A 19,893-nucleotide genomic window follows, 5' to 3' on the forward strand; every position below is an offset into this window, starting at 1 on the left:
GTTCGAAACAGCACAAAGGGGTCCCGCCCGGCGGTGACACCCGCCGGACGGGACCCCTTCGCCGAGGTCAGCGCGACCCGGAGATCAGCCGCCGGCCCACCGAGGCGATCAGCCGGTCCAGCTCCGAACCGAACGGGTTGTCGTGCACCAGGTACGTCCAGGTGGCGCTCGGCCGGACCAGCTTCGCGGCGTCCGGCTCCCAGCCGTCGTCGAACTCCGTCTCCTCGAAGGTGGCGATGGTCCGCGTCTCGATCTCCGGAACGAGCGCGTTGAACGCCGGTACGGCGCTGCGGTGGAACTCGTCCAGCGGGTCGAGCCGGCCCAGCGCCCGCAGGTGCACGCCCTCGCGCACCTCGGAGAGCTCGGCCAGGTGCTCGGCCCAGAGCCGGTCCAGGTGGTAGAGGGCGATCTTGCGGGCCACGTCGGCCAACAGGTCCTCGTCCATCTCGCCGGCCTTCTCCGGCACCCGCTCCAGCAGCATCAGCGCGGCGATGTCGCTGGTCAGCAGCCGCTCCCGGCGCTCGGCGAGGGCCTTGCGCTGCTGCTCGATCACCACGCTGTACCGCCAGGTGTTGCGGTGGATCTCGTGGTTGACGCCCTCGGCGACCCGCTGGGCGTGCTCCACCGCGTAGTCGACCTGCGGGTCGGTGACCAGGCCGTCGGCGTTCATCCTCGGCGACGCCGGGACGGTGTCGCCGGCGTGCCGGACGACCAGGTCGTCCTCCAGGCTGACGAAGAAGACCGACCCGCCCGGGTCGCCCTGCCGGCCGGCCCGGCCGCGGAGCTGGTCGTCGACCCGGCGGCTGTCGTGCCGGCCGCTGCCGATCACGTAGAGGCCATCGAGGTCGGCCACCCGGTCCCGGTCGGACTGGTCGCTGCCGCCGAGGCGGATGTCGACACCCCGGCCAGCCATCTGGGTGGAGACGGTCACCGCGCCGTACGCGCCGGCCTCGGCGATGATCGCCGCCTCCTCGTCGTCGTTCTTGGCGTTGAGGACCACGCACTCCACGCCGGCCGCGCGCAGCCCGACGGCGAGCCCTTCCGACTCCTTCACGTCCAGGGTGCCGACCAGCACCGGACGACCCGCCTCGTGGCAGCGCCTGATCTCGTCGATCAGCGCCTCCTCCTTCTCGGCGCGGGTGGCGTAGATCCGGTCCGGCTCGTCCTCGCGCACGCACGGCGTGTTCGGCGGGATCACCGCCACCTCGAGGCCGAAGAACTCACGGAGCTGGTCGCCGACGAGCACCGCGGTCGCGGTCATCCCGCAGACCTTCGGGTAGAGCGCGACGAACGCCTGCACGGCGACGGTGCCCAGCACCTCGCCCTCGGCGCTGGCGTCCAGGCCCTCCTTCGCCTCGACCGCCGCCTGCAGCCCGTCCGGCCAGCGGCGGCGCTGGGCCACCCGGCCACGCATCTCGTCGATCAGCTCGACCGACTTGTCCCGGACGATGTAGTCGACGTCCCGGTGCAGCAGGGCGTGCGCGTGCAGCGCCACGTTGACCGCGGAGAGCTGCCCGACGTGCTCCTCGTCGTACAGGTCGATGTCGCCGAGCTTGGCCTCGACGGTGGCCAGGCCGGCCGAGGTGAAGGCGACGCTGCGGCCGTCCTCGGCGATCGTGTAGTGCTTGCCCTTGCGCAGGCCACGGACCAGCGCCGCGGCCGCGTGCACCGGGTCCTGCTCGCCCGGGACCGCGCCGGCGAGCACCATCGGCACCCGGGCCTCGTCGATGAGGATCGAGTCGGCCTCGTCGACGATGGCGGTGGCCAGCGCCGGCTGGACCCGGTCGGCGAGGTCGGTGGCGAGCTGGTCGCGGAGGAAGTCGAAGCCGGCCTCGCTGACCGAGACGTAGGTGACGTCGCAGGTGTACGCGGCACGCCGCTCCTCCGGGGTGGAGGCCTCGTTGACCCAGCCGACGGTGAGCCCGAGCAGGGTGTAGACCGGCCCCATCCACTCGGCGTCGCGGCGGGCCAGGTAGTCGTTGACGGTGAGCACGTGGACCGGGCCGTTACCCAGCCGCACGTGCCCGTACGCGGCGATGGTCGCGGTGAGTGTCTTGCCCTCACCGGTGGCCATCTCGGCGACCTTGCCGGAGAGCAGCGCCATCGCGCCGAGCAGCTGGACGTCGTACGGCCGCTGGTCGAGGCCACGGCGGGCCGCCTCACGGCCGATCGCGCAGATCTCCTCGTATCCGTCGGCCTGCCCGGCGGCCTCGGTCAGCTCGGCGTCGGTGAGCTTCTCCAGCTCCGCCTCGCGGGCCTCGACGGCCGGCAGCAGCTTCTCCAGCGGGGCCAGGTCGACCGTCGTCCCCGGGCGCTGGAGGAACCGCCGGAACCTGCTCTTGAACCGTTGCGACACACCCATGAGCGGCAACGGTACGCGAACCGCAGCCGATTGTGACCCCCACCCGGGCGCGGCGTTGCCAGGTGTCCGAGTCCGTGTCCGTTTCCACAGGTCAGGGGCGGTCTGGACGGATGCCTGGTGCGAGGCGGGCCGGCAGAGATCAGCCGGTGAAGACCACCTGGAGCTCCTGCCTGCGGCGTTGCGCCAGGTCGGTCAGGAGCGCCGGCGCCTCCGCCAGCGGCAGCACCGCCGAGACGAGCCGCTTCCGCACCAGGTCACCGTACTGCCGCAGCAGCTCGACGGTCTCCGCGGAGAGCCGCTCGCGGTCCCAGGCGTGGGCGAGCCCGCGCGGCACCCGCCCGATCTGGGCGCAGCGCAGCGACAGCCCGTTGTGGTGGAACTCCTCCCCGAACCGGACCTCGTCCGCCCCGGACTGATAGAAGGCCAGATCGATCACGGTGCCCTGGGGGCGCAGCAGACGCAGCGCGAGCCGCAGCGCCCACGGCTGGCCCCGGCACTGGAAGACCACGTCGGCACCCCGGTCGCTGGCGGCGTGGTGCCACCGGGTCTTCAGCACCACCGCCGGGTCGTCCGCCGCCGGGTCCAGGGTCTCCAGGCCGAGCGCCTCGGCCACCTGGCGCCGGGCCGGGGTGGGGTCGAGCACCACCACCGAGGCGGCGCCGTGCCGCCGGGCGAAGAGCGCGGTGAGCAGGCCGACCACCCCACTGCCGACCACCGCCACCCGCCGGCCGCGCACGCCGTCGCCGAGCGAGCGTACGTCGGCGCCGCACAGGTCGGCGGCGGCGTGCAGCAGCCCGTTGGCGCAGATCGGGCCCAGGTGCGCGACGTGGACGCCGAGCAGCGGGTCGAGGTCGTCCGGGAGCGGGACGAAGCGCTCGGTGAGCGGGTCGGCCACGTGCCCGCTGCGGTGGCCGTAGGTCATCGCGCCCACCGCGCCCACCGCGACCGCCGGGGTACGGCTCTCCACCACCCGGCCGACCTGCATGTAGCCGAGCCGGGTCACCGGGTACGGGGCGCTGGCCGAGCCCGGCTGGAACAGCCCGAGGTCGGCGTTCCAGGTGACGTTGAGGTAGGGATTGGTGCCCTTGACGTAACTCAGCTCGGTGCCGGCGGAGACGCCGCTGAACAGGGTCGCCACCCGGAAGGTGCCCTCGCGCAGTTCGGCCGCCTCCTGCTCGACCAGCTCGACAGTACCCGGCCCGGTGACCACCACCACCCGGTCACGCATCGATGGTCACCCCCGGCAGGGTCACCTCGGCCGGTGCGGCGTCGGCCACCGGCGCGGTGAGTCGCGCCGCCGGCCCGGTGGGCAGCGCCACGGCCCGTCCGGTCCGCGCCGACTCGGCCACCGCGACGGCGAGCCGCTGGGTACGCAGCGCCTCGGCGTACGGGACCCGGACGTCGTCGCCGGCCCCCCGGACCGCGTCGACGAAGGCCCGGTCGACCGCCACCCGGGCGCCGTCCGGGTCGGCGGGCAACCGCCGCTCGCCGTCGGCGTCACGGATCAGCAGCCCGTCCTCGGCCAGCGACAGCGCCAGCCCGTCGGCGAGGACCTCCACGCCGGCCCGGTGCTTCCAGCTGAGCACGCAGGCCGCGGCGAGGGTGCCGACGGCACCGGACGCGAAGCGCAGGGTCGCCGCGGTGACCGAGTCGATGTCGGCGTCCGCCACCGGTGGCGGGCTGCCGTCGCCGTACGCGGTCACCTCCGTCACCTCGCCGGCCAGCAGCCGGATCAGGTCCAGCACGTGCGCGGCCTGCTCGACGACCGGGCCGCCGGAGCGGTCGCACCGGGCCCACCAGGGCACCGGCGGCACCCTGTCCAGCCAGGCCCCGCCGACCATCCGCACCGGGCGGTCGGCCAGCAGCTCCCGGGCCTGCCCGACGGCGTGCAGGTAGCGCCAGTGGTGGCCGACGGCGGTGAGCAGCCCCCGCCGTTCGACCAGCGCGGCGATCCGCTCGGCGGTCTCCAGGTCCGCCGCCACCGGCTTCTCGACGAACATCGGCACCCCGGCCTCGATCACCAGTTCCTCCACCGGCCCGTGCGCGAACGGCGGTACGCACACGTACACCGCGTCCGGTCCGGCGGCGAGCAGGTCCGCCGCGTCGACGAAGGACCGGGCGCCGTACGCCTCGGCCAGCTCCCGGGCCGCGTCCGCGGCGACATCGGTCACCCCGAGCAGTTCCACGTCCTCGAAGCCGGTCAGCACCCGCGCGTGGCGCTGCGCCACCCCGCCGGCTCCCACCAGCCCCACCCGGCACGTGCGCATACCCTCGTCCTCTCGCCGCCGTCACCCGAAGACGCCGTCAGCTCTCCCCGGGTGGGCGCGCAATCAAACGTTCATCGGCCGGGAACCCGTGGGCGTGCGGGTCCTCATCAGGCTGTTAGGCATGATCCGGTTAGCGCGGGTTGATCTGCGGGAAAACCTCGCCCCGCGTTTCCACCATGACCTGGGGGTGTGCCAGTGCGGGATTCAGCAACGATCGTCTCACCGGTGGTGGAGGCATGGGCCACGTACCGCACCACGTCGGCCGAGGACTGGCCGGTACGGCGGCTGCTGCGGGCCAAGGGCGACAGCCGGGTCAGCGTGGTGCTGCCGGCGCGCAACGAGGAGGCCACCGTCGGGGCGATCGTGTCGACGATCCGGGAGCACCTGATGGACCGGGTGCCGCTGGTCGACGAGTTGCTCGTGGTGGACTCCCGCTCGACCGACCGGACCGCCCAGGTGGCCCGGGCGGCCGGCGCAGAGGTGGTCAGCCAGGACGTGATGACCCGCGGGCTGCCCCGGCTGACCGGCAAGGGCGACGCGCTCTGGGCCGGGCTGGCGGCGGCCGAGGGCGACGTCGTCGCCTTCGTCGACGCCGACCTGCGCGAGTTCCGGCCGCACTTCGTCACCGGGTTGCTCGGCCCGCTGCTGACCGACCCGTCGGTCGACTTCGTCAAGGGCTTCTATCACCGGCCGCTGGTGGGGCTGACCAGCGTGGAGCCCGACGGCGGCGGACGGGTGACCGAGTTGACGGCCCGTCCGCTGCTCAACCTCTTCTGGCCGGAGCTGGCCGGCTTCGTGCAGCCCCTCGCCGGTGAGTACGCCGGCCGCCGCGAGGTGCTGGAGCAGGTGCCGTTCGTCTCCGGGTACGGCGTCGAGACGGCCATGCTCATCGACCTGCTGGAGCTGGTCGGGCTGGACGCCCTCGCCCAGGTGGACCTGGGCGAGCGCAAGCACCGCCACCAGGACACCGCCGCCCTGGGCCGGATGTCCGCCCAGATCCTGCTCACCGCCTGGGCCCGGTTGCAGCGGCGGGGCTCGGCGAGCCCGGGCGCGGCACCGGCGGCCCTGCTGACCCAGTTCCGGCGCGGCGGCTCGAACGCGCTGCCCAACCTGGACCGGGAGATCGTGGTCAGCGACGTCTCCGTCGAGGAACGCCCGCCGCTGGCGCAGTTGCGGCACCGGTTGCCCCGGCGCCGGGTCGCGGTGTGACCCGGGCGGTGGGCCGACCGGCGCCACGACGGGGGAACGCCCGCCCCGCCGGGCCGGTCGCTGGGGTGCGGGGGGCCGACGGGGGTGCCGCCGAGGGAAGGAGCCGGCCATGAGCCTCACCGTGCTGATGAACGCGGGTCCCTGGTTGTCCGTGCCGCCACCCGGCTACGGCGGCATCGAGAACGTGGTCGCCACCCTGGTGCCGGAGCTGCGCAGACTCGGCCTACGGGTGGTGCTCGCCTCGGTGGAGGCCAGCACGCTGCCGGTCGACGAGAAGATCTGGGTCTTCCCGGACGGCCAGTTCCACGCCCTGCAACGGCCGTACAACCAGGTCTGCGGGGTGTCCCAGGCGCACCTCAACGGGGTGGTGCGGGCGTTGCGCACCCGCGACGACATCGACCTGGTGCACGACCACGTGGAGGCGGTCGGGCTGGCCACCATGGCCGCGATGGGACCGGACGGCCCGCCGGTGCTGCACACCCTGCACTGGGACCTCGCCAAGCACCCGGAGCTGTACGGCAACCTCGACGGCGGGGACCGGGTACGGGTCAACGGCGTCTCCGCCTCGCAGCTGGCCCGAGCGCCCCGCGCCCTGCGGAAACACTCGGTCGGGCACGTGCACCTGTCCACGCCGCTCGCGGTCGACGCCGACCGCCGGCCCGCGGTGGAGAAGGGCGACCACACGGTCATCCTGGGCCGGATCAACCCGGGCAAGGGGCAGGATCTGGGGGCCCGGCTGGCGCGGCGGGTCGGCTTCCCGCTGGTGCTCGCCGGCCCGGTCGGCCCGTACCACCGGCCGGCGGACCTGGCCGCGGCGGGCGACGAGGCCCGGCAGAATCCGGACGTGCGATTCTTCCACGACCACGTCGCCCCGTACCTCGACGGCGACCTGGTCCGGTGGGTCGGCACCGTCGCCGGCCGGGAACGGGACGACCTGCTGGCCGGGGCGCGTGCCGCCCTCTTCCCGCTGCGCTGGGAGGAGCCGGGCGGCACGGCGGTGGTCGAGGCCCTCGCCCTCGGCACCCCGGTCGTGGCCGTGGCCCGCGGCTGCCTGCCGGAGCTGATCGAGCCGGGCCGCACCGGCCTGCTCACCACCGACGAGGAGGAACTGGGCGACCTGGTGCTGGCCGCCGGCCTGCTCGACCCGGACGAGTGCCGGCGCGAGGCCGCCGCCCGGTTCACCCCGGCCGTGATGGCCGAGAAGTACGTGGGACTGTACGAACAGGTCCGGCGGCTCGCCCGGCGACCGCTGCTGCCGGCCTGAGGCCGCTCCGGTCCGGCTGGCCGTGACCGGGCCGGCCCGCCCTCGATCCGCCCGGCCGAGCCGTGTCCCCCGGCCGAGCCGGACCCACCCGCGGCCGAGCGGTGGTCCGCGTCGCCGGCCGGCTGCACCGTTTGTCGCCGGTGCCGGCGGGTAAGTCGCCCGGTCCCCTGGCTGAGGAGGCCGGTATGACGAACGCGATGGCGCACTCGCGCGGGCGGCGCAATCCGGCCGACGGCCGGGCGCCGGCCCGCCAGGCCTCCGCGTCCGTCGGCGTGCTCTTACTGATCATCGGCGTGCTCGGCTTCATCCCGGGGATCACCAGCAATTTCCACGAGCTCTACTGGGCCGGGCACGAGTCGGGCGCGAAGCTGTTCGGCACGTTCCAGGTCTCCGTGCTGCACAACCTCCTGCACCTCGCCTCCGGCGTCGCCGGCCTGGCGATGTCCCGCACGGTCCCTGGCGCCCGCGCCTTCCTGGTCGGCGGCGGGGCGATCTATGTCCTGCTCTGGCTCTACGGTCTGGTGATCAACCGGGGCACCGCGGCGAACTTCATCCCGGTCAACCTCGCCGACAGCTGGCTGCACTTCGGGCTCGGCGTCGGGATGATCGCGCTCGGGCTGCTCACCGTCCGGGATCCGGTCCGCCGCTGACGGGCGCCGGCAAGATCGTCCGGGCGATACTACCGGCGAAGTGACCGAAATTACCGCTCTCGCCTGGTTTCATGGGCAGAGGGCCGGGTAGGCGTGCCCGTCCCTTTCTGTCATACGACGGGGTGAGAGCTATGCCCAATCCGGTAGTCACGGAGTCGGCGCGAGACCGGGGTCCGGCGGTCCTCGCGCCGGCCGAGTTCGGCGGTTTTCCCGGTCCGGTCCGGCTGGCGATCCCTGGCAACTCCATGTGGCGCCTGCTGCGCACCACGGACCACAAGCTGATCGGCCTGATGTATCTGTCCACGTCCTTCGGCTTTTTCCTGATCGCCGGGATCGAGGCGATGCTGATTCGTGGGGAGCTGGCCCGCCCGGGGCTGCAGTTCCTCTCCCCGGAGCAGTACAACCAACTCTTCACCACCCACGGTTTCGCGATGCTGCTGCTCTTCGCGACGCCCGCGGCGTTGGGGATGGCGAACTTCCTCGTCCCGATCCAGATCGGCGCCCCGGACGTCTCGTTCCCCCGACTGAACGCGTTCGGCTACTGGCTGTTCCTCTTCGGCGGCCTGATGCTGTACGGCAGCTTCCTCACCCCGGGCGGGTCAGCCGACTTCGGATGGTTCGCATACCCGCCGTTGAGCAGCGTCCAACACTCGCCCGGGGTCGGGCCCAACATGGTGGTGGTCGGACTGGTCATCAGCGGTCTGGGCACCATCCTCACCGCGGTCAACCTGGTCACCACCATCGTCACCATGCGCGCGCCCGGGATGACCATGTTCCGGATGCCGATCTTCACCTGGAACATCCTGCTCACCAGCGTCCTGATCCTCCTCGTGTTCCCGCTGCTGGCGGCCGCGCTGCTGGCGCTCGCCGCGGACCGGCTGATCGGTTCCCACGTCTACGACGCGACCACCGGCGGGCCCATGCTCTACCAGCACCTGTTCTGGTTCTTCGGCCATCCCGAGGTCTACATCATCGCGATCCCGTTCTTCGGGATCATCACCGAGATCATTCCGGTCTTCTCCCGCAAACCGATCTTCGGCTACACCGGTCTGGTGCTCGCCACCATCAGCATCACCGTGCTGTCGCTGAGCGTGTGGGCGCACCACATGTTCGGCACCGGGCAGGTGCTGCTGCCGTTCTTCAGCATCCTCAGCTTCCTCATCGCGGTGCCGACCGGGGTGAAGTTCTTCAACTGGATCGGCACCATGTGGAAGGGGCAGATCAGCTTCGAGACGCCGATGCTCTTCGCCGTCGGCTTCCTGGTCACCTTCCTGTTCGGCGGCCTCACCGGCGTACTGCTGGCCAGCCCGCCGGTGGACTTCCACGTGACCGACACCTACTTCGTGGTCGCCCACTTCCACTACGTCCTCTTCGGCACCGTCGTCTTCGCGTTCTTCGGCGGCATCTACTTCTGGTTCCCCAAGATGACGGGGCGGCTGCTCGACGAGCGGCTGGGCAAGATGCACTTCTGGACAATGTTCCTCGGCTTCCACACGACCTTCCTCGTGCAGCACTGGCTGGGCAACGAAGGTATGCCCCGCCGCTACTCCGACTACCTGCCCAGCGACGGCTTCACCACCCTGAACACGATCTCCTCGATCGGTTCGTTCGTGCTCGGCCTCTCCACGCTGTTCTTCATGTACAACGTCTGGAAGTCGTGGCGGTACGGAGCGAAGGTGACGGTGGACGACCCCTGGGGCTTCGGCAACTCGCTGGAGTGGGCGACCACCTGCCCGCCCCCGCTGCGCAACTTCGACCGGATGCCCCGGATCCGCTCCGAGCGGCCGGCGTTCGACGCCAAGTACGGCCCCCTCGTCGCCGACCTCGGCGCCGACCTGCCGCAGCGCACCACCAGGCCGCCCCAGCACTTCGCGGAGGAGTTGCACCACGTGCCACGGGCACCGGAGTCACCGGCCGTCGAGGGCGCGCACGGCGCCCGCGAGGCCGTCGAGTACCAGCCCGCGCCGGCTTCCGGCGCCCGGCCGGTCGTCGTGCCCGAGCCGGAGGAGATCATCCGCCCCAGCTTCGAGGAGACCGACGAGCCCGAGGACACGGTCCTGGGGGCGGAGCGGGCGGAACCGGAACGGGACGACCGGTGGCGGCACCCGCGCGGCCCCGGGGACACCACGGAGAACTGATCGGGAGGACACACGGGGCGGACGGGCCGGCGCCGTGGGAGCGCCGGCCCGTCGGCCACATCGGACGCGGAGAGCGTTGTCAGTCAGTCAGTCGGCGGCCGGCAGGCCGGCCGCGGCGAGCGAACGGCGGACCGCCGGCTGCACCCGGGTCAGCCGCAGCGGCACCCCGGTACGGGCGGCGGCGTCCCGGCCGGCCATCAGCGCGGCGATCCCGCCGGCGTCGAAGCCGCCCGCACCGACCAGATCCACGACCACCTCGCGGGGCTGCCCGGTCACCGCCTCCAGCATCGCCCTGCGGAGCTGGTCGGCGCCGTCCCGGTCGACCTCCCCGCCGACCTCGACGACCACCCGGTCGCCGTTCTGCCGGACCGAGATCTTCGCCTTCACCGGCTCGGCCTCGGCCGCGCCGTTCTGCCAGGGCGGCGCGGCGTCGGCGAGCATCGCCTGCCGTAGCCAGGTCAACGCCCGCGACAGCAGCCGGGAGACGTGCATCTGGGAGATGCCGAACCGGGCCGCGATCTCCGCCTGGGTCTGGTTGCCGTAGAAGCGCATGGCCAGGATCCGCCGCTCCCGCCAGGGCAGCCGGTGCAGCAGGCCGCTGACGGTGACCCGGTCGTCGACCGACTCCAGGGCGTTGTCCGACTCGCCGACCAGGTCACCGAACTCGGCGGAACTCTCCCCGCCGACCGGCGCGTTGAGCGAGGCCGGGCTGTAGCCGGCCGCCGACTCCAGCGCGGCGAGGATCTCCTCCTCCGGCGTCTCCAACCGTTCGGCCAGTTCGGCGACCGAGGGCGCCCGGGACAGCTCGCTGGTCAGCGCCGCGGTCGCCTGCCCCACCTCCAGGATCAGGTCGCGCAGTCGGCGCGGCACGTGCACGCCCCAGGTGCGGTCCCGGAAGTGCCGTTTGATCTCCCCGACGATGGTGATCGCCGCGTACGCGGTGAACGAACCCCGTTCCGGGTCGTACCGGTCGACGGCGTTGACCAGGCCGAGGCGGGCCACCTGCTCCAGGTCCTCCAGCGGCTCCCCGCGGCCCCGGTAGCGGCGGGCGAGCCGGCCGGCGAAGGGCAGCGCGAAGCGGACGAGATCGTCGCGGGCCTCCTGTCGCCGCTCGGGTGGCAGCCCCTCGATCCGTGCCGCGTACGCCAGCGCCGCCGCGTCGAGGTCCTCCAGGCCCCGTTCGGTGGGTGGTGGTGTGGGTGTGGTGGTCTGTCCGAACATCCGCGCCTCCCTCAGAAGGTCCCCCGCCCGGATCGGGAAGACCGGTCGTGCGCGTGGTCGGGCCACGCACTGGGCCGGAAGTGGGTTACGTGACGGAACGCCAGGAACGGCGACAGCCCGCCGCACGGCGTCGTGGGCCGTCTTCGCAGCGAGCGGTGTTCCCGCTCCGTAGGTACTCAATCACGGACCGCAGGATCGCGAGGATGTTTCGCCGGGGTTGGTGGCGGGGCCCGCGGACCGGCCGCAGCGGCGGGTCGACGCGGCCGTGCCCGGTCCGGTCAGGAGACCAGCAGCCCCTGGTGGGCACCCGCGTCCCGGAGCGCCGCGAGGGCCTCGTCCATCCGCAACGGCGGCGGAACGGGCAGGTCGTACGGCTGGTTGCGCAGCACCTCCGTGGCCCGGCGGGTGGGCACCGAGGCGACCGGATAGCCGCGCGCAACCCCCCGGTCCAGCGCCCGGCGGCGCAGCCCGAAGCCGGCCACGGCGAGCCACTGCGGCAGGCCCGCCAGCGCGGGTGACCGGACGCCTGGCGGCTCCGGCAGCACGTCCACCGAGCTGAACGGCTCGCTGCCGGCGAGCCACCACTCCGCCCCCTCCACCCGGCGCCGGGTCGCGTTCTCGCACCAGTACGGCACCAGCCCGGCCCGGACCACCTGCCACGGGTCCAGCAGCCGGCCGCACTCGACCACCAGGCGGTCGCCGGTCTTGCCGGCCCGGCGCAGCCAGTGCCGGTACAGGTCGGCGGTGGCGGCGCTCAGCGCGTCGGGCTGCGGGACGAGCACCCGGTGCAGCGGGTGTCCGTGCCGACCGGTCCAGTACCGGGCGCTGTGTTCGAAACCGGGTTCCACCCCGTTCTCCGCGTTCGCGGCCGGGCAGGAGACGTCCGGTGCCTCCCAGCGCGTCCCGTCGACACCGACGGAGCGGAGCAGCTGGCGCAGCGCGGGCGCGTCGGGGTGGAAGTCGACCGGATCGAGACCGCTGGCCGGGGAGCCGAGCTGGAAGCTGTGCCCCCGTCCCTCGTCCAGCACCGGCCAGGTGCGGGCGTCGTGCAGCAGCAGCACCGGCGCGCCGGGGGCCAGGTGTTCGGCCAGGAACCGGGCGTACGCCCCGGGCAGCGCACACCACCGTACGGCGAGGGCGACCGTGGCGCCGACCGACGCGCCCCGGCTCGCCGGGCAGTGCACCTGCCGGACGTGCACGGCGCGGTTGCCGGCGAGCAGCCGGCCGGCGAGGGCGGCACCGTGGTCGAGGGCGGCCCGGGGGTGGTCGACCGCGCCGCGGGTCCAGTGCACCAGCATCTCGAACGCGGCGGGCAGCCAGGGCACGCCCAGCGCCACGGCCAGGTGCGCCGCCGCGCCATGCGGCGAGCCGACCACCACCCCGGGCCAACGGCGGGCCGGGTACTGGTCGACGATCCAGCCCGCCACCTGTTCGGCGTCCACGTCGGTGATCTGCTCCGGGGTCAATGCAACCCGACCGGCGGCCCGGGCCGCGGCGGCCCGCCGCACCGGCTCGGGGGCGCCGGTGAACCGGGACAGCGGGTTCGTGTGGCCGAGGTCGGCGCAGTCGTCGCCGCGCAGCGCCCGTACCGTCGCCGCCACCAGGACGCGGGCCGCGCTGCCCGTCGCCACCACCCGGTCGCCGGCCAGGCCGGCGCCGTCGGCCGCCCGTCCCACGGACACCTTCCGCACCGGCCCCACCTTGCCTCGTTCGCTCACCACGCGGCCCGACTTCCCGTCCCTATGGGGCCTAAACGGGCATCACCCCACGGGCCGGACCAATCCTCGGGTCTGCGGCGGCAGGGTCCGAGCGACGCACCGCACCCAGGCGCGTCAAGGGCACCTCGGCCCGCCGACCAGGGCGGGAACCGGAGTGCGGGACGGGTTCCGGCCGTACCGGGACGGCAGGCCGCCGGGCAGCGGACGGGTCCGGCCACGGGGCCGAAGCGGGACGAGTCGGCGACGGGCCGGGGTCGTCGGCGCAAGCCGGCATGCGGCACAGGCGGCCGGTCGACCCCGTGGGGGCGACGCGGGACAGGGCAGTCGCGGTGTTCCGGGGGCCGGGTACCCCCACATGCCGCACCTGGCGTGGTCGTGTGGAGCGGGACAGCGGCCCCGCTACCCGAGATCCCCCGCCTCCACCGTGATCCCGGTGTCCAGCATCCGATCCCGGACGCGGCGCGCGGCGCCCCCGTCGGCGACGAGGTCGCGCAGGTCGGCCAGGGCCGGCTCCGGCGGATCGAGCGGCACCGCCGGGTCGACCACGGCCTCCAGCACGCTGGGCCGGTCCGCGGCGAGGACCTCGTCCCAGGCGGGGCCGACCAGCTCGGGGCGGTCCACCCGGACGCCGTGCAGGCCGAGCAGCCGGGCCCAGCCCGCGTACGGCACGTCGGGCCGGCGGTCGCCGAGGGCACCGGAGGGTCCCCGCCCGTCACCGCGCGCACCGGAGTGGTCCCGATTGTTGAGCACCAGCACGACCAGCCGGGGATCCGGCCATCGTCGCCAGTGGTACGCCACGGTGATCAGCTCGGCCAGGCCATTGAACTGCATCGCCCCGTCGCCGAGCAGCGCGAGCACCGGCTCGTCGGGTCGAGCCAGTTTGGCGGCCACCGCGTACGGCAGGGCGCAGCCCATCGAGCCGAGCGTGCCGCAGAGCCGGGCCCGGACCCCCGGAGGCAGCTCCAGGTGCCGGGCGTACCAGTAGATGACCGAGCCGACGTCGACGGCGACGGATCCCCGGTGCGGCACCCGGGCGGACAGCTCCTCGAGCACGAACTGCGGGTTGATCGGCTCGGCCGGTGCGGCGGCCCGCTCTGCGGCGGCCTGCCGCCACCGGTCCACCGCGCTCTCCACGACGCCCCGCCACCGCTGGTTGGGCCGGGCCGGCACCCGGGCCAGCAGCGCCCGCAGGGTCTCGGCGGCGTCGCCGACCAGCGGGACGTCGACCGGGTAGCGGGTGCCGATCCGCCGGCCGTCGATGTCGACCTGGACGGTCCGTACCTGGCCGGGCAGCGGGAACCAGTCGGTCCACGGGTCGTTCGTGCCGACCAGCAGCAGGGTGTCGCAGCCGCCCATCAGCTGGGCGGCGGCGGTGGTGCCGACCTCGCCGAGCACGCCGGTGTGAAACGGCAGCCGCTCGTCGAGCACGGGCTTGCCGAGCAGCGAGGCGGCCACGCCCGCGCCCAGCCGGTCGGCCAGCTCGACGATCTCGCCGGCCGCGTCCTGCGCGCCCTGGCCGACCAGGATCGCCACCCGCCGGCCGGCGGTGAGCAGGGAGGCGGCGGCGTCCAGGTCGGCGTCGCGCGGCAGCACGCGGGCCAGCGGCTCGCCGGGGACGGCCGAGACCACGCCGGCGGCCTGCGGCGGCAGGTCCGCCACGGTGGCCACCTGCAGCGCGTGCGGCAGCACCACACAGGTCGGGCTCCGGGTCGCGGTGGCGGTGCGGAACGCCTGGTCCAACAGGGCCGGCACCTGTCCGGGCAGCCGGCCGTACCGGACGAACTGGTTGCAGACGTCGCCGAAGAGCCGGCTCAGCCCGATCTCCTCGTACGCCCCGCCGAGCGGGCCGGTGACGTCCTCGCCGACGATCGCCACCACCGGCTTGCTGTCCAGCTTGGCGTCGTACAGGCCGTCGAGCAGGTGGACCGCCCCCGGGCCCTGGGTGGCCAGGCAGACCCCGATCTCACCGGTGAACTTGGCGTGGCCGGTGGCCATGAACGCCGCGCTCTCGTCGTGCCGGACCGGGATGAGTTCGGGGTCACCGCCGGCGGCGTCCAGCGCGGCCACCACGGGGGCGATCGCCGCGCCCGGACAGCCGAAGACCCGGGGTACGTGCCAGGCGCGCAGCCGCTCGACGACCAGTTCCGCGACCGTACGGTCAGCCATTGCCCCGCCCGGGGGTGCTCGCGTCGACGTAACGCAGCACCGCACCGACCCCGTCGGTGAGTTCGGGCGCCTCCTCCGGCGCGAGCACGGTGAGTTCCGCGTCGGTGCCGACCAGCGCGCGCAGCAGGGCGGCGTCGGCGCGGACCCGCTGCGGATCGGACACTGACATCGCCTCCAGCTGCCGCGGGTCGGTGGCGATCTCGGTCGGCTCGGGGCCGATCCAGAGCTGGCCGTCGGCGGAGGGGTCGTCCACGATCAGCATCGTGTCCACCTGGTTGCGTTGCAGGGCAGCGACCACCGCGTCCAGGCCCGCCCCGACGTCCTCCTGCATGCCGAACCGGTCCAGCGCGGCTGATATCCGCCGGTCGGCAACCTCGGCGATGGTCTGCACCGTGAGGTCGTCCATGGCGGCGGGGTCGGCGCCGCCGGTACGCGCGCCGGCGTCGGTGCGCACCAGGACGTCCTGCCAGCGCTCCGGCAACTGGGCGGCGACCATGCCGGTGGCCCGGATGTCCCCGGCCACCACCACCACGTCCGCGCCGACCCGGTCGGCCAGCTCGGCGGTGGCCGCGGCGGCGTCGCCGGCGTTGTGGTGCCAGGCCTCCATCGCGGCACGCTGGTAGCGGGACTGCGACCAGCCACCCGGTTTCACCCGGCGCAGCTGCCAGCTCTCCCGCCCCTTGATCTGTGCCCGCCGGGGCACCCCGCCGGCGCTGATCGCCACGGCGTCCGCCCCCGTGCGGTCGGCCAGCACCCGGACCCAGGCGACCTGTTCGCCCCGCTGTGCGACCAGCGGCATGGTGTGCGGCACCAGGGCCCAGGTGGCCAGGTCCCGCAGTGGCGGCGCGGACAGGTACTCGGTGAGCACCACCCGGCCCCGGGTGGCGAATACGGCCACGCCGTAGTCACCGGGCATCGGGTCGTGCCGCCGGACGACCTCCTCGACCGCGTCGACGGTCACCGGGTCGGCGCCCTGCTCCAGCAGTTGCCCCTTCAGGGCCCGCCAGCGCAGGTCGACCGCGGGACGGGAGTCGTGGGTGTCCCGCGAGGCGTCCAGGTACACCGAGCACCACGGCCCCGGACGCTCGTAGAGCGGACGCAGGAAGGACAGCTGCATGCTCGACCCCTTTCCAGCTCGGCCGCACGCATACCCGCGCCACCGGGGATGTCACCTGAGCGGCCGGGCACGTGACCGGAGTTCATTCACGTCTTTCAACCTCTGGGACCGCTACCATCAGTGAACCGAACCGGACCCTGAGTGGTGATCATGGATACTGACCTCCCCATCCGGCGCGTCGTCCACCCGACCGAACGCATCGTCAACGGACGGCTGCTCCGCCTCATGGAGGGCTATCCGCGCGAGGTGCGGGTCGGCCAGCCGGCGCTCGTCGCGGTGCTGACCGCCGCCGGCGTGGTGCGGCTGCTGTCGCGGTTGGTACGCCGCGGCGGCGGGGGCGACGGGCGCAGCTTCAAGGAGCTGAAGAAGGGCCCCGAGTTCCTGGTCACCCCGGTACGTCTGCGGGACAACGCGGACCGGCTGCTGGAGGTGGAGCTGCACGGACATCTGCCGCAGAGCGCGCTGCACCGCGGCGACCACCTGCAGCTCACCCTGTGCCCCCAGCGGGACGCCGACCTGCCGCCACGGATCGAGCGGATCGTCAACCTGACCACCGGTCAACTGCTGAACCCGCGTACCGCCACGGTCTGGTCGCACCTGGGCCCGCCGCTGCTGCTCCAGGCGGCACTCGGCGTGCTGCTGGTGCTCGGCGTCGCTGCCTGCTCGGCGCTCACCTGAGGTTCCGCGCCGACCGGGGTCGACCGCTCGGCCGGGCGGGCGGCCCGACCCGCCGTGCACGGCAGGGACCAGCGTCGCTGTCGGGCCACCGCGAGCAACGAGGATCCCGTACGCTACGAAAGAGCGCGCCGTGGACGGGTCCGAACACGCGCACCGACCTCGTTGCGCGGCGGGCCCTACCTGACCGCGCCACGCCGGCCAGTGGTCCCGCCCACGGGCAGGCCGCCGCCGCCACCCACAGCCGAGCCAATCGCGCGCGTCGGCCACTCCCCCACCGGTCGGCGGCCATGCCAGCCGTCCAGACCGGGCCGGACCACGACACGCGCGCTCGGAACCGGGCGGGGATCAGAGTGCCCGCGGCTGGGTAGGTACCAGGTCCTTCGGGTCTTCCCCGCCCCGCCGTCCCGTGCGAGGTTAGGGGGAGCCAACGGTGACAAGGTGGTGACCATGGGCGAGGACGTCAGCGTACGCACCTTCGGCCGCGAGGACCGCGCCCGCTACCGCGAGAAGGTCCACCGTTGCCTGGACGTCTTCGCCGAGATGCTCCGCGAGTCCCGCTTCGAGGTGGAGCGCCCGATGACCGGGCTGGAGATCGAGCTCAACCTGGTCGACGAGGACTTCCAGCCGGCGATGCGCAACACGGACGTGCTGGAGGCGGTCGCCGACCCCGCCTTCCAGACCGAGCTGGGCCAGTTCAACGTGGAGATCAACGTGCCGCCGCGGCGGCTCGCCGGCACCGGCACCACGCAGTTCGAGGAACACGTGCGGGCCAGCCTCAACGCCGCCGAGGAGAAGGCCCGTACGGTCGGCGCGCACATGGTGATGATCGGCATCCTGCCGACCCTGCGCCCCGAACACCTGACCGCCGCCGCCCTCTCGGCGAGCCCGCGCTACACGCTGCTCAACGAGCAGATCTTCGCCGCCCGCGGCGAGGACCTGCGGATCGCGATCAGCGGGGTGGAGCGGCTGGCCGTCACCGCGGACACCATCACCCCGGAGGCCGCCTGCACCAGCACCCAGTTCCACCTGCAGGTCAGCCCGGCCCAGTTCGCCGACTACTGGAACGCGGCCCAGGCCATCGCCGGCGTACAGGTCGCGCTCGGCGCGAACTCGCCGCTGTTCTTCGGCAGGGAGCTGTGGCGGGAGACCCGGGTGCCGCTGTTCCAGCAGGCCACCGACACCCGCTCCGAGGAGATCAAGGCCCAGGGGGTACGCCCGCGGGTCTGGTTCGGGGAACGCTGGATCACCAACGTGTTCGACCTGTTCGAGGAGAACGTCCGCTACTTCCCGGCGCTGCTCCCGGTCTGTGACCCGGAGGATCCAGCCGAGGCCCTGGCCGGCGGCGGCGTGCCCGAGCTCGCCGAGTTGCGGCTGCACAACGGCACCGTCTACCGCTGGAACCGCCCGGTGTACGACGTGCTGAAGGGCCGCCCGCACCTGCGGGTGGAGAATCGGGTGCTGCCGGCCGGCCCGACCGTGCTGGACACCATCGCCAACGGGGCCTTCTACTTCGGCCTGGTCCGCGCGCTGGCCGAGTCCGAGCGGCCGCTGTGGTCGCAGATGTCCTTCAGCGCCGCCGAGGAGAACTTCACCAGCTGCGCCCGGTACGGCATCGACGCCCAGGTGTTCTGGCCGGGGCTCGGTTATCTGCCGGCGACCGAGCTGGTGCTGCGCCGGCTACTGCCACTGGCCCACCAGGGGCTCGACCGGTGGGGCCTCGACCCGGGCGAGCGGGACCGGCTGCTCGGCATCGTCGAGCAGCGCTGCCTGACCGGGCGCAACGGCGCGACCTGGCAGGTGGCGACGTTGCACCGGCTGGAGTCCACCGACCAACTGGACCGGCCGACGGCGCTGCGCGAGGTGATGCGCCACTACGTGGACCTGATGCACAGCAACCGCCCGGTACACGAGTGGCCGATCCCCTGACCGTCCCGGCCCGGGCCGGCCCGCGGTCGCCCCCACCGGTGGTCAGAGCGCGACGACAGCGGCCGACTCGGGCGGCAGTTCGATCCCGTCGCGCATCACGGTGACGCCGGTCGCGGTGGCCAGCAGCACGGTGCGGACCCGGCCGGGCAGGTTGATCCGCTGCGGCTTCCCGGCCAGGTTCGCCGCCACCAGGCACTCGCCCCGGCGCGTGAGCAGGAACTGGTCGCCGTGCCGTACGTCGATCCGGCTCAGCCGCGGGTCGGACAGGTCGGGTCGGCTCTTGCGCAGAGCGATCAGCCGCCGGTAGAAGTCGTACATCTCGCGGTGCTCGGGCTTGTCCAGCTCGGCCCAGTCCAGCCAGGACCGGGGGAAGGTCTGCCGCTCGGGCACCTCCCCCGCCGGCCAGCCGTACGCGGCGAGCTGGCGCGGCGTGCTGGCCGCCCACTCCTCTCCCATGAACAGCATCGGGGTGAGCAGCGCGGTCATCAGCAGGGTTGCACCGACCCGCAGCAGGCCGGCGGAGAGCGGCTGGGCGGCCCGGTCGCCGGTGCGCAGGGCTGGCACGGCGTGCTGGGCCGGACCGTTCAGGTCGGGCTCGGTGATCAGCGACAGCGGCCGGCCCAGGCGGGCGGAGAGCGGCTCGACCGCCGCGGTCAGCTCGTCGAGGAGCCGGCCGCCCGGCGCGGCGGGTGCGTCGTCCAGCCGCAGCCCGTCCACGTGGTGGTCGCGCAACCACCTGAGCACGCTGTCGACGATGCGGCGGCGCCCGAAACGGTGCTGGGCGACGTCGAGGACCACCCCCAGCCCCTTGTCGTGCGCCGCGTCGACCAGCCGGCGGAGGCCGGGCGTCCCACTGTCGAGGCCGTCGCCCGGCAGCAGGTCGACCAGGTCGACGCCGAGGTCGACGAGGTGGTCGAGGTGGCCTGTCGCCGCGTCGAAGGTGCCCTCCGGGGTGAAGGCTCCGACCTGCAACTCGTACCGGATGCTGCCGGGCAGGCGGAGCCGGACCCGGGCGGATTCGGGCGCCCACACCGTGAACTCGGTCATGCGGCAGCCTCCACGGAATCGGTGGGAGCCAGCAGGCGACGGGACAGGTGCTCCTCAGATCATGAACGAGCAGCTCAGACCCACTGTAGACCCGACCGGTGAAGATGTCCGTGGCCTGATGACCGGAATT

14 protein-coding genes are annotated in these 19,893 nt (G+C 73.4%); 6 read left to right on the forward strand and 8 right to left on the reverse strand.

Going from position 1 to position 19,893, the window contains the following annotated elements; translation table 11 throughout:
* Nucleotides 1–67 precede the first annotated feature (67 nt).
* The 3 genes from secA2 to ACIRG9_RS06755 all read right to left on the reverse strand — a co-directional run bounded on the left by secA2 (nucleotide 68) and on the right by ACIRG9_RS06755 (nucleotide 4,629).
* Complete coding sequence (gene secA2 / locus ACIRG9_RS06745; RefSeq protein WP_402851225.1) at nucleotides 68–2,362, reverse strand: accessory Sec system translocase SecA2; 2,295 nt, start codon at nucleotides 2,360–2,362, stop codon at nucleotides 68–70.
* A 139-nt stretch (nucleotides 2,363–2,501) separates the two neighbouring features.
* Nucleotides 2,502–3,590 (reverse strand): zinc-binding alcohol dehydrogenase, encoded by a 1,089-nt coding sequence (locus tag ACIRG9_RS06750; RefSeq protein ID WP_402851228.1) that lies wholly within the window; start codon nucleotides 3,588–3,590, stop codon nucleotides 2,502–2,504.
* Nucleotides 3,583–4,629, reverse strand: coding sequence for a Gfo/Idh/MocA family protein (locus tag ACIRG9_RS06755; protein WP_402851231.1), 1,047 nt, complete (start codon nucleotides 4,627–4,629; stop codon nucleotides 3,583–3,585). Before ACIRG9_RS06755 ends, ACIRG9_RS06750 begins: the two co-directional genes overlap by 8 nt.
* Nucleotides 4,630–4,857: 228 nt before the next feature.
* On the opposite strand from ACIRG9_RS06755, the gene ACIRG9_RS06760 reads away from it, so the two are divergent.
* From ACIRG9_RS06760 to ctaD, 4 genes are all read left to right on the forward strand, one after another.
* Nucleotides 4,858–5,838, forward strand: coding sequence for a glucosyl-3-phosphoglycerate synthase (locus ACIRG9_RS06760; RefSeq protein WP_402851898.1), 981 nt, complete (start codon nucleotides 4,858–4,860; stop codon nucleotides 5,836–5,838).
* A gap of 109 nt (nucleotides 5,839–5,947) precedes the next feature.
* Nucleotides 5,948–7,102 (forward strand): glycosyltransferase, encoded by a 1,155-nt coding sequence (locus tag ACIRG9_RS06765; protein ID WP_402851234.1) that lies wholly within the window; start codon nucleotides 5,948–5,950, stop codon nucleotides 7,100–7,102.
* Between the two features lie 185 nt (nucleotides 7,103–7,287).
* Nucleotides 7,288–7,752 (forward strand): DUF4383 domain-containing protein, encoded by a 465-nt coding sequence (locus ACIRG9_RS06770; RefSeq protein ID WP_402851236.1) that lies wholly within the window; start codon nucleotides 7,288–7,290, stop codon nucleotides 7,750–7,752.
* Nucleotides 7,753–7,883: 131 nt separating this feature from the next.
* Complete coding sequence (gene ctaD / locus ACIRG9_RS06775) at nucleotides 7,884–9,890, forward strand: cytochrome c oxidase subunit I (RefSeq protein WP_402851238.1); 2,007 nt, start codon at nucleotides 7,884–7,886, stop codon at nucleotides 9,888–9,890.
* An 87-nt stretch (nucleotides 9,891–9,977) separates the two neighbouring features.
* Here the strand turns inward: ctaD and ACIRG9_RS06780 are convergent, their stop codons facing one another.
* The 4 genes from ACIRG9_RS06780 to ACIRG9_RS06795 form a co-directional block, all read right to left on the reverse strand.
* A complete protein-coding gene (locus ACIRG9_RS06780; protein WP_402851240.1) occupies nucleotides 9,978–11,111 on the reverse strand; it encodes a SigB/SigF/SigG family RNA polymerase sigma factor in 1,134 nt (377 codons plus the stop codon).
* 278 nt (nucleotides 11,112–11,389) lie between these two features.
* Entirely contained in the window at nucleotides 11,390–12,802 is a 1,413-nt protein-coding gene (locus ACIRG9_RS06785; RefSeq protein ID WP_402851243.1) for a hypothetical protein, read from the reverse strand.
* A 426-nt stretch (nucleotides 12,803–13,228) separates the two neighbouring features.
* The gene (locus tag ACIRG9_RS06790) at nucleotides 13,229–14,995 is read right to left on the reverse strand and encodes a thiamine pyrophosphate-binding protein (RefSeq protein ID WP_402851246.1); all 1,767 of its coding nucleotides are present in this window, start codon (nucleotides 14,993–14,995) and stop codon (nucleotides 13,229–13,231) included.
* Nucleotides 14,988–16,112, reverse strand: coding sequence for a Vms1/Ankzf1 family peptidyl-tRNA hydrolase (locus ACIRG9_RS06795; protein WP_402851249.1), 1,125 nt, complete (start codon nucleotides 16,110–16,112; stop codon nucleotides 14,988–14,990). Before ACIRG9_RS06795 ends, ACIRG9_RS06790 begins: the two co-directional genes overlap by 8 nt.
* Nucleotides 16,113–16,253: 141 nt before the next feature.
* On the opposite strand from ACIRG9_RS06795, the gene ACIRG9_RS06800 reads away from it, so the two are divergent.
* The gene (locus ACIRG9_RS06800) at nucleotides 16,254–16,790 is read left to right on the forward strand and encodes a hypothetical protein (RefSeq protein ID WP_402851250.1); all 537 of its coding nucleotides are present in this window, start codon (nucleotides 16,254–16,256) and stop codon (nucleotides 16,788–16,790) included.
* Nucleotides 16,791–17,237: 447 nt separating this feature from the next.
* Nucleotides 17,238–18,716, forward strand: coding sequence for a glutamate--cysteine ligase (locus ACIRG9_RS06805; protein ID WP_402851252.1), 1,479 nt, complete (start codon nucleotides 17,238–17,240; stop codon nucleotides 18,714–18,716).
* 42 nt (nucleotides 18,717–18,758) lie between these two features.
* On the opposite strand, the gene ACIRG9_RS06810 is transcribed toward ACIRG9_RS06805, so the two are convergent.
* Nucleotides 18,759–19,763, reverse strand: coding sequence for a DUF3459 domain-containing protein (locus ACIRG9_RS06810; protein WP_402851255.1), 1,005 nt, complete (start codon nucleotides 19,761–19,763; stop codon nucleotides 18,759–18,761).
* Nucleotides 19,764–19,893 lie beyond the last annotated feature (130 nt).

Origin of the sequence: Micromonospora sp. NPDC093277 (assembly GCF_044765245.1) — a bacterium.
Taxonomy (GTDB): Bacteria; Actinomycetota; Actinomycetes; order Mycobacteriales; family Micromonosporaceae; genus Micromonospora.

Excerpts from the sequence above, each read along its gene's own strand:
- secA2 (WP_402851225.1), bottom strand. The coding sequence starts at position 2,362 with ATGGGTGTGTCGCAACGGTTCAAGAGCAGGTTCCGGCGGTTCCTCCAG.
- ACIRG9_RS06750 (WP_402851228.1), bottom strand. The coding sequence starts at position 3,590 with ATGCGTGACCGGGTGGTGGTGGTCACCGGGCCGGGTACTGTCGAGCTG.
- ACIRG9_RS06755 (WP_402851231.1), bottom strand. The coding sequence starts at position 4,629 with ATGCGCACGTGCCGGGTGGGGCTGGTGGGAGCCGGCGGGGTGGCGCAG.
- ACIRG9_RS06765 (WP_402851234.1), top strand. The coding sequence starts at position 5,948 with ATGAGCCTCACCGTGCTGATGAACGCGGGTCCCTGGTTGTCCGTGCCG.
- ACIRG9_RS06770 (WP_402851236.1), top strand. The coding sequence starts at position 7,288 with ATGACGAACGCGATGGCGCACTCGCGCGGGCGGCGCAATCCGGCCGAC.
- ctaD (WP_402851238.1), top strand. The coding sequence starts at position 7,884 with ATGCCCAATCCGGTAGTCACGGAGTCGGCGCGAGACCGGGGTCCGGCG.
- ACIRG9_RS06780 (WP_402851240.1), bottom strand. The coding sequence starts at position 11,111 with ATGTTCGGACAGACCACCACACCCACACCACCACCCACCGAACGGGGC.
- ACIRG9_RS06790 (WP_402851246.1), bottom strand. The coding sequence starts at position 14,995 with ATGGCTGACCGTACGGTCGCGGAACTGGTCGTCGAGCGGCTGCGCGCC.
- ACIRG9_RS06795 (WP_402851249.1), bottom strand. The coding sequence starts at position 16,112 with ATGCAGCTGTCCTTCCTGCGTCCGCTCTACGAGCGTCCGGGGCCGTGG.
- ACIRG9_RS06805 (WP_402851252.1), top strand. The coding sequence starts at position 17,238 with ATGGGCGAGGACGTCAGCGTACGCACCTTCGGCCGCGAGGACCGCGCC.
- ACIRG9_RS06810 (WP_402851255.1), bottom strand. The coding sequence starts at position 19,763 with ATGACCGAGTTCACGGTGTGGGCGCCCGAATCCGCCCGGGTCCGGCTC.